The sequence below is a fragment of the Microbacterium sp. NPDC055599 genome (assembly GCF_053618975.1).
On record NZ_JBSHIM010000006.1, the window covers coordinates 203,446 to 214,922 of the forward strand.

The 11,477-nt window shown below is 70.5% G+C and carries 11 protein-coding genes; 4 read left to right on the top strand and 7 right to left on the bottom strand.

Going from position 1 to position 11,477, the window contains the following annotated elements; genetic code table 11:
* Window positions 1-48: 48 nt before the first annotated feature.
* Together ACWGQ1_RS07875 and ACWGQ1_RS07880 are read right to left on the bottom strand one after the other, a co-directional pair.
* Window positions 49-1,104 (bottom strand): alpha/beta hydrolase fold domain-containing protein, encoded by a 1,056-nt coding sequence (locus ACWGQ1_RS07875; RefSeq protein WP_452312723.1) that lies wholly within the window; start codon window positions 1,102-1,104, stop codon window positions 49-51.
* 120 nt (window positions 1,105-1,224) lie between these two features.
* Window positions 1,225-1,749 (bottom strand): WHG domain-containing protein, encoded by a 525-nt coding sequence (locus tag ACWGQ1_RS07880; RefSeq protein ID WP_452312724.1) that lies wholly within the window; start codon window positions 1,747-1,749, stop codon window positions 1,225-1,227.
* 80 nt (window positions 1,750-1,829) lie between these two features.
* Between ACWGQ1_RS07880 and ACWGQ1_RS07885 the strand changes: the two genes are divergently transcribed.
* The gene (locus ACWGQ1_RS07885) at window positions 1,830-2,540 is read left to right on the top strand and encodes an MBL fold metallo-hydrolase (RefSeq protein WP_452312725.1); all 711 of its coding nucleotides are present in this window, start codon (window positions 1,830-1,832) and stop codon (window positions 2,538-2,540) included.
* A gap of 107 nt (window positions 2,541-2,647) precedes the next feature.
* Here ACWGQ1_RS07885 and ACWGQ1_RS07890 read toward each other — a convergent pair whose 3' ends face one another.
* The 3 genes from ACWGQ1_RS07890 to ACWGQ1_RS07900 are packed head-to-tail and all read right to left on the bottom strand — an operon-like array spanning window position 2,648 to window position 5,975.
* Entirely contained in the window at window positions 2,648-3,217 is a 570-nt protein-coding gene (locus ACWGQ1_RS07890; protein WP_452312726.1) for an isochorismatase family protein, read from the bottom strand.
* On the bottom strand, window positions 3,214-4,656 hold the full coding sequence (locus tag ACWGQ1_RS07895; protein WP_452312727.1) for a cytosine permease: 1,443 nt from the start codon (window positions 4,654-4,656) through the stop codon (window positions 3,214-3,216). The genes ACWGQ1_RS07890 and ACWGQ1_RS07895 overlap by 4 nt, the downstream gene beginning before the upstream one ends.
* 35 nt (window positions 4,657-4,691) lie before the next feature.
* Window positions 4,692-5,975, bottom strand: a complete 1,284-nt coding sequence (locus ACWGQ1_RS07900; RefSeq protein WP_452312738.1) for a M18 family aminopeptidase — start codon at window positions 5,973-5,975, stop codon at window positions 4,692-4,694.
* Window positions 5,976-6,206: 231 nt separating this feature from the next.
* On the opposite strand from ACWGQ1_RS07900, the gene ACWGQ1_RS07905 reads away from it, so the two are divergent.
* Entirely contained in the window at window positions 6,207-7,067 is an 861-nt protein-coding gene (locus ACWGQ1_RS07905; RefSeq protein WP_452312728.1) for an EamA family transporter, read from the top strand.
* A 165-nt stretch (window positions 7,068-7,232) separates the two neighbouring features.
* On the opposite strand, the gene ACWGQ1_RS07910 is transcribed toward ACWGQ1_RS07905, so the two are convergent.
* Entirely contained in the window at window positions 7,233-7,889 is a 657-nt protein-coding gene (locus ACWGQ1_RS07910; RefSeq protein ID WP_240744674.1) for a response regulator, read from the bottom strand.
* A 226-nt stretch (window positions 7,890-8,115) separates the two neighbouring features.
* Between ACWGQ1_RS07910 and ACWGQ1_RS07915 the strand changes: the two genes are divergently transcribed.
* Window positions 8,116-9,258: a histidine kinase gene (locus ACWGQ1_RS07915; protein WP_452312729.1), complete on the top strand. Its 1,143-nt coding sequence runs from the start codon at window positions 8,116-8,118 to the stop codon at window positions 9,256-9,258.
* 239 nt (window positions 9,259-9,497) lie between these two features.
* On the opposite strand, the gene ACWGQ1_RS07920 is transcribed toward ACWGQ1_RS07915, so the two are convergent.
* The gene (locus ACWGQ1_RS07920; RefSeq protein WP_247982129.1) at window positions 9,498-10,241 is read right to left on the bottom strand and encodes a GntR family transcriptional regulator; all 744 of its coding nucleotides are present in this window, start codon (window positions 10,239-10,241) and stop codon (window positions 9,498-9,500) included.
* A gap of 169 nt (window positions 10,242-10,410) precedes the next feature.
* Here ACWGQ1_RS07920 and ACWGQ1_RS07925 point away from each other — a divergent pair, with 169 nt between their 5' ends.
* Window positions 10,411-11,340: a phosphate/phosphite/phosphonate ABC transporter substrate-binding protein gene (locus ACWGQ1_RS07925; protein ID WP_136036454.1), complete on the top strand. Its 930-nt coding sequence runs from the start codon at window positions 10,411-10,413 to the stop codon at window positions 11,338-11,340.
* The last annotated feature ends 137 nt before the right edge of the window (window positions 11,341-11,477 follow it).

Consider the following 11,477-nt stretch of genomic DNA (forward strand, 5'->3'; position numbering starts at 1 on the left):
CGGAAAAGATATCACTTTCGTGGCGACCGTCACAGGAGTGAAATGTTCTCAGCGGGTGGTGTGCTTCCCCAGGAACGCGATCGTCTCGTCCAGAGCGGTCCGGGCATCCGGCAGGTCGAGGTGGAACTGGTACTCGTGCGGCAGGGAGGGCTCGTGATCCATCGGCCAGAACAGCGTCGTCACCTCCACACCCAGGGACTCGAGGCGCTTCGCCATCGGGATCGACTGGAGCCAGGTGAGACCGTCGCCGTTGCCGCCGGAGATGTAGGTGGCGGGGAAGTCCGCGGTGACCCAGTCGAGCGTCGACATGGTCGACCCGGTGGAGTCCTCCGCCCAGGTCTTGGTGCCCGAGTACGCCCACATCGCGGTCTTGAGGCCCCAGCCGGCGATGCCGTCGAGCTCGGCCAGGGCTGCGAGGTCGTACACGCCGCAGTTGAGGATCGTGGCGGCGAGCTGGTCGGCCTTCAGCGACGGGTCGATGCCGACGATCTCGGCGTAGTCGGGGTTGGTGATGAGCGCGGCCATCTGGCTGGCGAGCTGGCTGCCGGCGGAGTCGCCCGCGAGCACGATCTGGTCGGGGTCGATGCCGAGCTCCGCGGCGTGCTCGTCGATGTAGGCGAGGGCCTGGTCGAGCTGCCGCACGGCGAGCGGGTACACGCCCTCGGGCCCGATCGTGTAGTTCACTCCGACGGTCGTGTAGCCCTCGGCCGCGAGGATCCGGAGGTACGGGTCGACGTTCTCCTTCTCGCCCGAGATCCAGGCGCCCCCGTGGATCCACACCACGGTCGGCAGTGGACCGTCGGCGTCGGCCGGGCGGAACACGTCCATCGTCGTGTCGGTGCCCGCGTCGCCGTACGCGATCCCCTGCTGCACGTCGAGCGCGGTGTCGGGCACGTGCTTGTCCATCTCGGCGGCGGTCTCGTCGCCGCCCTTCGTGAACACCGCGCGGATGACCATGGCGGACGGCCAGGGGGTGAGGCTGCTGATGAGGGCGACCACGGCGGCGACGGCCACCACGATCACCACGATCACCTTCGTGCGGTGCCAGGGCTTCCGGGCCTTCGTGGGGTGGACGGACTCTCCGGTGTGCGCATCGGTGCTCATGGACCCTCCCGGCAACAGTGTGCCAGTATTCCGGCCCGTCGAATCGCCGGTGCGGGCGGGTGTGTCCTGGCGCCCCGTGCGATCGCGGCCGTCCCTGCGGGCCCGGGCCCGGGGAGGGGCTCAGCGGGAGAGGCTGCCGATGAGCTGCCGCAGGCCGTAGGCGTAGGCGCGGTCGACGTCGCCGCCCAGGCGGAAGGCGCCCGCGAGCTCCATCTGCAGGAACCCGGTCGCCCAGGCGGTGAAGAGCCGGGCGGCGTCGAGGGCGTCGTCGTCGCCGACCGTGGCCGCGCACGCCTGGATGACCGGTGCCGCCGAGCGCTCGAGGGCTTCCTGCGGCACGGGTGCGGCGAACATCAGCCGGAAGCCCTCGGGGTGCGCGTGCGCGAAGGCGCGGTAGGCGGTGGCGAGCTCGGCGAGGTCGTCGCCGGCCCTCTCGAGGCGCTCGCCCAGCGCGTCGACCGTGGCGGTCGCCACCGCGGCGAGCAGTGCCTCGCGATCCTTCAGGCGCTTGTAGAGCGAGGGGGCGCGCACGCCGACGCGCGTCGCCACGGCCTGCATCGTGAGGCCCGAGGGACCGGACGCCTCGAGGATCTCTCGTCCGGCGGTCACGATCGCGTCGGTCGTGGTGCGTTCGGGGGTCGGCATGCATCCTCCAGCGATGGCTATTGACAGTAGCCATCATAGCTACGTATCGTAGCTATCGCAATCATCCGAGAGGACACGCCATGCAGCTCGCCCCGCACCTCCACCGCCTCGGCAACGACATCGTCGCCTCGTACCTGATCGACCTGCCCGAGGGCATCACGCTCATCGACGCCGGTCTGCCCGGACACTGGAAAGACCTGCAGCACGAGCTGTCCGCGATCGGTCGTCCGCTGTCCGACGTCCGCGGTCTCGTGCTCACCCACGGCGACAGCGACCACATCGGCTTCGCCGAACGCCTGCGCCGCGAGACCGGCGTGCCCGTGATCATCCACACCGCCGACGCCCACCGCGTGCGCACGGGCGAGAAGCCCCGGACGCCGATGGGGCCCGCGCGCCCGCTCCCGATGCTGGGCTTCCTCGCCTACGGCCTGCGCAAGAACGCGCTGCGCACGCCGCACGTCGCCTCGGTCGTCGAGGTGGAGGACGGTGCGGTGCTCGACCTGCCCGGTGCCCCGGTGGTCGTCGGACTGCCTGGCCACTCGCCCGGCAGCATCGCGGTGCACGTGTCGGCGGTCGACGCGGTGTTCGTGGGCGACGCGCTCACGACGCGGCATGTGCTCACCGGGCGCGAGGGTGCCCAGCCGGCTCCCTTCACGGATGCACCCGCGGAGGCCCTGGCGTCGCTGGACCGGCTGGCCGCGCTCGACGCGTCGTGGGTGCTCCCCGGGCACGGCGCTCCCTGGCGCGGCTCCCCGGCCGACATCGCCGCCGCCGTCCGCGCCGCCGCCTGACCCCGTCCGTTCCGGTCGCGGTGCCCCGGTCGTGGTGCCGGATCGAAAACGCGCGCGGTCCGTTCTCCACCCCGCACCGCGGCCCGTCCTCCACCCCGCACGCGGGGTCAGCGCGACAGGAGGGCGGACGTCTCGGCGACCGTGATCTGCGGCGGGTAGAGGCTCATGACCTGCACCGCGGCGGCGTGGTTCTCCGCCGTGGAACCGGCGCAGGCGTCGGCGGCGACGGTCACCAGGGCCCCCGCGTCCGCGGCAGCGAGCGCCGTGGAGATCACGCAGCAGTCGGTGGACACGCCGGCCAGCACCACCGGCGCGCCGTGTCCCACCACCGCCTCCAGCTCCGCGCCCCACTTGCCGAACGTGGGCAGGTCGAGCGTCGGGTGCGGGGACAGCCCGCGCGCCGCGGGAACCAGGTCGAACAGTGCGTCGTCGGCCGGGCGGTCGGCGAAGGGCCACGCGTCGAGGTAGTCGCCCCAGGAGGTGGAGCGGTCGGCCGTGGGCAGCCACCGCGTCACCAGCACGCGGTCGCCGAACCCGTCGGCGAGCCGCCGGATGTTGCCCATCGCGTCGTCGAAGAACGGCGACCCCCACGCGGAGTCGGGCGAGGCGAAGATGTGCTGCGGGTCGATCACGACCAGCCAGGCGTCCCGCGAATCCGGGCCGGCGGTCGTGGTCACGCCGCCTCCTGCCGCCGGATCTTCCCCGCCCTGGCGAACCAGGTCACGACGAACGACAGCACGAGCGCGAAGAACACCCCGAGGTTGGCGTACGCCCAGTCGCCGTCAGCGCCGCCGACCAGGAACAGCAGATACCCCTGCCAGTTGTTCCACGGGGCGGCCTCGGCGAAGCCGTTGAGCACGAATCCCCAGCCGATCACGCTCGCGACCACCAGGGTGACGATCGAGGTCCAGTCCCAGGCGCCGTAGCGGCCGCGGCTGTCGAACAGCGCCTGCTCGTCGTAGTCGACGCGGCGGCAGAGGATGTCGGCGATCAGGATGCCGGCCCAGGAGGCGAGCGGCACGCCGAGCGTGATGAGGAAGCTCTGGAACGGGCCGAGGAAGTCGGTCGCGAAGAACACCACGTAGATCGTGCCGAGCGTGAGGATGACCCCGTCGATCGCGGCCGCCGACGGGCGCGGGATGCGGATGCCGAGGCTCAGCAGGGTCAGGCCGGAGGAGTAGATGCCCAGCACGGCGCCCGACACGAGGGCCAGGACCGCGGTGAGCAGGAACGGCACCAGCACCCAGAGGGGGAGGATGCTCGCGAGGGCGCCGATCGGGTCTGCCGCGATCGCGTTCAGCAGGTCGTCGTCGGAGCCGCCGAGCAGCAGGCCGAACACGACGAGGATGACCGGCGCGACCGAGCCGCCGATCGTGTTCCAGGCGACGATCGCGCCGTCGGAGGCCGTGCGCTTCTGGTAGCGCGACCAGTCCGCGGCGATGTTGATCCAGCCCAGGCCGAACCCGGTCATCACCATCACGAGTGCGCCGATCACCTGCCCGATGCCGCCGTCCGGACGCGCGAGCACCACGCCGAGGTCGATGCTCGGGATCGCGAGGACGATGTAGAGCACGGTCACCACGCCGGTGACCCAGGTGAGCACCGACTGCAGGCGCATGATCGTGTGATAGCCCAGCACGGAGGCCGTGACGATGAGCGCGGCCACCACGACGGTCGCGACGACCTTGAGCCACAGGCTGTCGCCGTCGCCGCCGAGCTGCGTGATCACGGTCGCGGTGGCGAGCACGGCCATGATCGCCAGGAACGTCTCCCAGCCGATCGAGGTGAGCCACGAGACGATGCCGGGGATCTTCTGCCCCTGCACGCCGAACGCCGCCCGCGAGAGCACCATGGTCGGCGCCGAGCCGCGCTTGCCCGCGATCGCGATCAGCCCGCACAGCAGGAACGACACCACGATGCCGATCACCGACACGAGCGTCGCCTGCCAGAACGAGATGCCGAAGCCGAGCACGAAAGAGCCGTACGACATGCCGAACACCGACACGTTCGCGGCGAACCACGGCCAGAAGAGGTCGCGCGGCTTCGCGGTCCGCTCGGATTCGGGGATGATCTCGATGCCTGCGCGCTCGATGAGAGCCGGCCTGATGTCGGTCATCTGCTCATGATGGCACTGCTGCGCCGGTGCGGGGCTCAGCCGGCGAAGAACGCTCCGGCCACGCGTGTCAGGTCGTGCAGGTCGCTCACGCCGGCGAGCTCCCGCGCCGAGTGCATCGACAGGATCGGGATGCCCACGTCGACCGTGCGGATGCCCAGGCGCGTCGCCGTGATCGGTCCGATGGTGGAGCCGCAGGGCACGCCGTTGTTCGACACGAACTCCTGCGTGGCGACGCCCGAGCGCTCGCACCACTCACGCCAGGCGGCGCTGCCGACCGCGTCCGTGGCGTAGCGCTGATTGGCGTTGAGCTTGAGGATGGGGCCGGAGCCGAGCACCGGCTGCACCACGGGGTCGTGGCGGCCGACGTAGTTGGGGTGCACCGAGTGACCCACGTCGCTCGACAGGCACCACGACGCGGCGTAGGCCCGACGGCGGGCCGACGCGTCGGCGCCCAGCCCGTCGTAGACCCGCTCCAGCACGTCCTCCAGGAACGGGCCGGCCGCGCCGGAGCGCGACTCCGACCCGAGCTCCTCGTGGTCGAACGCGGCGAGCACCGCGATCGGCGCACCAGCGGCGGGCTCGTGCGCCTGCAGCGCCACCACGCCGGCGTGCACGGAGGCGAGGTCGTCCAGGCGACCGGAGGCGAAGAAGGCGCTGTCCTTGCCGAACACCGCGCCGCGTGCCGCATCGGCCACCACCACGTCGTAGCCGCGGATGTCAGACGCCGACACCTCGGCGGAGGCCGCGAGCTCCGCGAGGATGTCCGCCTCGGACGGGTCGCCCAGTCCCCACACGGGCTGCGTCTCGGTCTGCTTGTCGAGCGCGAGGCCGTTGTTCACGCCGCGGTCGAGGTGGATCGCCAGCTGCGGCAGTCGCAGCAGGGCACCCGTGTCGGCGAGCACGACGCGGCCGTCGGCGAGGGCCAGGCGACCGGCGAGGCGCAGCTCCCGGTCGAGCCAGGAGTTCAGCAGCGGGCCGCCGTAGACCTCGACCGCCGCCTGCAGCCACCCGCGGACACCGGTCGTGGGCTGCGGCTTGAGTTTGAAGCCAGGGGAGTCGGTGTGGGCGCCGAAGACCTGCACGGGCGTGGTCGCGGTGGCGTCGGCGGGGACGACCCAGGCGATCGCGGCTCCGTCGCGCACCACGACGTACCGCCCGCCCGCGGCGGACGGCCACGCGTCGTGCTCGTCGAGCCGCGTGAACCCGGCGTCCTCCAGGCGACGGGCGACCTCGGCCGCCGCGTGATAGCTGGAGGGGGAGGCGGCGACGAAGTCGGCGAGGTCCTCGGCGTGGGCGAGAGCGACCGGGGTGACGGGCATGGGCATGACCTTCCTGCGCGGGGTGTCTTTCGAGCGTAGTCGCGACCGGCGTTCCCCTCCGGTTCACCTCGGACGGCTAGGGTGGTCCCGATAGCGCCTAGGGTTCCGGGGTCCGCACCCGTCTGGTCCGAGCGGCGCCACGGTCCGCTCCCGTGAGAGGGCCGTCATCTGACAGGACAAAAGCCCGGAGGACCCTGTTCGTCGTGCCTGCGCCGAACGGAAGGGTCTGTCGTGTCCCCACTCGCCTTCGTCCTGGTCCTCGGTGCCGCCGTCGCCCACGCCGCCTGGAACGTGATCGCGCACGGCATCAGCCGCGCCGGCTCGCCGTTCCTGTGTTGGGGCGCGGTGGCCAGCACGGCCGTGTGGATCGGGGCGGTGCCGTTCACGGGGGGCCTCGGCACGTCCGACCTCGCCTCGTTCGCCCTCGGGGTGGGTGTCTCGGCCGTGCTGCACGTGGTGTACATGGCGGTGCTGCAGCGCGGCTATCGCGAGGGCAGCCTGTCGACCGTGTATGCGACGGCGCGCGGGACCGGTCCCTTCCTGTCGGTGATCGTCGCGGTGCTGCTGCTGGGGGAGCGGCCGTCGGGCATCGCACTGGTCGGCGTCGCCGCGGTGATCGTCGGCGTGGTGGCGGTCGGGCTGGTCGACCGGGGGAGCGGCGGAGGGCGGGGCGTCGACCTCGGCCTGGTGTTCGGGCTGCTGACGGGCGTAGCGATCGCGGTGTACACGATCTGGGACACGCATGCGGTGCGCACGTGGAGCCTGTCGCCGGTGGCCTTCATGGTGGGCACGACCCTGCTGCAGGTGCCGTTCTACTCGATCGCGGTCCGTCGCCGCTGGCCCGCGGTGTGGGCGCTCGGGCGTGCCCAGTGGCGCCGCATCCTGGCGTTCGGTGTGCTGTCGCCCCTGTCGTACATCCTCGTGCTGTCGGCGATCCAGATCGCTCCGGTCGCGCTGGTCGCGCCGTTGCGCGAGGTGAGCGTGGTGCTGGTGAGCCTGTTCGGCGCTGTCGTGCTCAGGGAGTCGCGGCCAGGGTGGCGGGTGGGCGCCTCGCTCATCGTGCTGACCGGCATCGTGCTGCTTGCGCTGTGACCCCCGCGGTTCCATTCTGGAGATGGCGCGGGGTGGAAGAACGACAGCCCTCGGACCGTCGACGCCGACGGTCCGGAGATGGATGCAGGTGTGAGCACTCTCCCGGATCCCCGCGGCGCGCGCGGTGCGCCAGCGGAATGCCCGCGTGCCGCGCGAGGCACGGGGTCAGCGGAAGGTGACCAGTCCCGCGTGCGCGGCCGTGACGAGGATCTGCACGCGGTCGCGCAGGTGCCACTTCGACATCATGCGCCCGAGGTGCGCCTTGACCGTGCCCTCCGACACGATGAGCGCCTTGGCGATCTCGGCGTTCGACATGCCCTTCGCGAGGCACTGCAGCACCTCTTCCTCACGGTCCGTGAGCGGTTCGAGGGCATCAGCGGCGGTCGCGGCGGGCGTGGAGTCGCGCACGTGCCGGATCAGCATGGAGGCGATGCGCGGGGACAGCGAGCTCTGGCCGGCGAACACCTCGCGCACGCCGGTCACGATGTCCTCCGCGCTGGAGTCCTTGAGCAGGTAGCCCGACGCCCCGGCGCTCAGCATCGGCAGGACCGTGTCGCTGCCGTCGAGGGTGGTCACGGCGAGGATCCGCACATCGGGCCACCGTTGCGCGATGGCCGCCGTCGCCTCGATGCCGTTCATCTCGGGCATCTGGACGTCCATCATGACGACGTCCGGCTTCTCCCGCTCCACCGTGCTGAGGGCCTCCCGACCGTCCTCCGCCTGCGCCACGACCGTGATCTCCGGCGCGCGCGACACGAAGTGGGACAGCGCGGAGCGGACCAGTGGATCGTCATCGACGATCACGACGCGGATTTCCTGCATGGAGGAAGCCTAACCGCGCTGCACCCGCGGATCCGCGCTGTAGACCTTTGGCCATCGAGGTCTGGACTCAAGACAGATGTGCCCGCTCAGCGTCGTCGAGAAGATGAATACAGACATCGACAAACGACTACAAAATGGAGGTGAACGTAATGACTTTCTGGCAGCAGGTTGGCAAGTTCTTTGGTCTCGTCCGCTAGAGTACCTGGCGAATAGGAGATAGTGAACCATGGCCTTCGACCATTCGATTCGCGGGTCTGCGGATACTCTCCGGCTGGTCCGGGGCGAGAAGCTCAGTCCCATCGAGCGGATCGTCGTCCTGGTGATCATCTCCATCACGATCGCCGTCGATCTCATCGGGTTCATCACCACCCCCGGGGTCAACCCGGGAGCAGTGCTGGTGAGCATCGCTTCGACGGCCGCGTTCGCCCTCTACCTCTGGAAACCGCTCATCGCGACATGCGCCCTCGGCGTCGTGTTCGCCCTCTCTTTCTTGGCAGGAACCGAATCCCAGGTCCTGACCGCCGCCGCTGTCGCGGCCGGATTGGTCATGAGGCTCGGCTGGACTTCGCTGATCCTGTCGTACACCGGCGCGTTCCTCGTTTCGGCCGCCGTCGTCGCCATGGGCGACGCCGACGCCGGCGTGAACGTCGCCCTCTTCTTGGTCTTCGCCGCTGTCGCGGGAGCCGTCGGCTTCGCGCTGCGGATCGCGTTCGCACGTGGTAGCCGCCTGGAGCGTCAGCTCGAGGCAGCGGCCGAACAGGAACGCGAAGCAGTGCTCGCCGAGCGGCGTTGGATCGCCGGCGAGTTGCACGACAGCATCGCGCACCACCTCACGGTGGTGTCGCTGCACGTGCAGATGCTCGAGGACCCCGGAACCAGTGACGATTCGCGTGAGGCCATCCGGGTGGCCGCGCGCAAGGCCATGACCGATCTCCGGTTCGTGATCGAGCTGGCCGACGACGGGCCCCGGTCGGCAGGCATGCCGACGGGCGACCTCGTCGCGGCGATCGACGAAGCACGCACCGAGTTCGCGGCCGCCGGGCACACGGTGGTGTGCGAAGGCGACCCGGGCGACGAGCGCATCCCGCGCGCCGTGGAGATCGTGCTGGCGCGCATCGTGCGCGAGTCCGCCACCAACATCTTGAAGTACGCCGGCGAGGGCACGGTCGAAATCCGTCTCGCCGTGGACGACGACACCGCGCACCTGACCCTGCGCAGTCCCCTTCCGACCACGCCCCGCCGCGAGCTCTCGTCGAGTCGCACGGGCCTCGGCCGCATGGCCGAGCGCGTCATGGGCGCGAGCGGTGAGTTCAACGCGGGGGAGGTCGACGGGCACTGGCTCGTGTCGGCCGCACTGCCGGTGGCCTGAGGCGCTACAGTGGCAGAGTGCGCTGCGTGCGCGCGAACAGACCTAGACGAAAGTCTAAAAAGGTCTCGACTTTCGGCACTTCAGAGCCCAATTCGCACCGGCATATGCTGAAAGCTCCCCAGATAAAGCGTCCCCAGCGCTGCGATCGCGGGCGCGATCTTTCTGGCTTCTGAACACTCCCGTGCCCGCGATCGCGAATCTGTTTCCGGGCCCTTTCCCCTGCGGCCGAATCCCTCTCCTCACGCACCCACGGCGCGCATGAAGTGCCCATCGGTCGAGATGCCGGACGCCGCCACCGTGAACCGGACCACCTCGCTGAGGTAGCGGTCCTCCGAGGCCTCGAAGACGCGTCCGTCGGCGTCGCGCGACGTGCGCGTGAGTCGCAGGATCGGTGCGCCCCGCGGAACCCGCAGCAGGCTCGCGTCCTGCTCGTCGGCTGCAACCGCATCGATCTCGTGCCGCAGCGTGACGATCGGATGCCCGAGGGAGGCCAGGTACTCGGTGATCGAGACCTCGTCCAGATCGACCTCGAACAGCCGACGCCCGACGTCTTCGGTGTAGGCGAGGCGCTCCAGCATGGTCGGCCGCCCGTCGAGGAGGCGCAGGCGGACGACGCGGACGATGGTGTCGTCACGCCCCACGCCGAGCGCGGGGCCCAGGTCGCCGGCGCGGCGCAGGCTGAGCTCCTGCGTCTCGGCGCCGGGGGTCACGCCGAGCTCGCGCGCCCAGCGCGTGAACGGCACCGACACGTCGACCGCCTGGTTCGCCTTGCGCGCGACGACGCGCGCCGGGCGTCCGCGACCGGTCTCGATCAGCCCCTCGGCGCGCAGCGCCGCGAGCGCGTTGCGGATCGGGCCGCGGGAGGTGTGCCAGCGCTCGGCGAGCTCGGCCTCGGTGGGTACGTCGTCGCCGGGGCCCAGCGTGCCGTCGGTGATCCGGGCGCGCAGGTCGTCGGCGATCTGGGTGTACACAGCTTCAGCCACATAGGTACATTACTTCGCCATCGGGCGGAGGCCGCGGATGGTCGGTGAGTGTTCACCCAGGCGACTGGCGGGTGAACGCGCCCTGAACTCTTCCAAGATAGGTATACATCTGAAGACCGGGCCTGTCAGAGTCGTCGAGGATCACCCCTCCCACCCTGAAAGGTCCACCATGAAGCTCCGTGCTCTCCCCGCCCTCGCCGGCGCTGCGATCCTCGCGCTCGGCCTCGCCGCCTGTGCCGGAACGGCCGAGGCCACCGACGCCCCCGGCGACGCACAGTCCGCCGGCGCGAGCGGGTTCGCCGTCGACGAGAACACGCTGGTCTTCGGCGTCGTGCCCGACTCGGTCGACACCGAGACCAACTACCAGCCCCTGATGGACTACATCGCCGAGGTCACCGGGAAGACCGTCGAGTACCACGAGTCCACCGACTACGCCGCGCTGATCGAGGCCGCCGTCGCCGGGAAGGTCGACGTCGCGTCGTTCTCCGGCTTCACCTACGTGACCGCCACCAACAACGGCGCGAAGCTCACGCCCATCTCGTCGATCATCACCGAGGAGGGCCAGGAGCCCGGCTACTACTCGCAGGCGATCGTCCCCGCCGACAGCGACATCACCAGCCTGAAGGACTTCGCCGGCAAGAAGGTCTGCTTCGTCGACCCGTCGTCGACCTCCGGCTACCTCTTCCCCTCCTACAACCTGCTCGAGGCGGGCATCGACCCCCAGGCCGACATCACGCCGGTCTTCGCGGGCAAGCACGACGTGAGCGTGCAGAAGGTCGGCGAGGGCGTCGAGTGCGAGGTCGGGTTCGCCGAGGACTCCGAGGTCGAGAAGTCCGACAAGGTGAAGGTGATCGACGAGACCATGGTGCCCGGTGCGCCCCTGGTCTACTCCTCGTCCCTCCCGGACGAGGTCGCGCAGGAGCTCGTCGACGCGCTCGGTGAGGTCACGATCGACGACATCATCGCCGCGGGCATCGACGGCGCCGACTCCGACGCGTTCCGCAGCGTGTTCTACGCCACGAAGCCGGTCGACGACGCGTACTACGACCTGATCCGCGACATCTGCGCCGAGACCGAAGCGGAGCAGTGCAAGGCCTGACGGCCTGATGTGCCCGTCGTCTCGCCGGCGCTGGCGTCCGGACCCCCCCCCCGATCCCCCCCCCCGCCCCCCGGACACAAAAACCCCCCCCCCCCCCCCCCCCCCCCCCCAAACAAACCCCTACCCCCCCCCCCCCC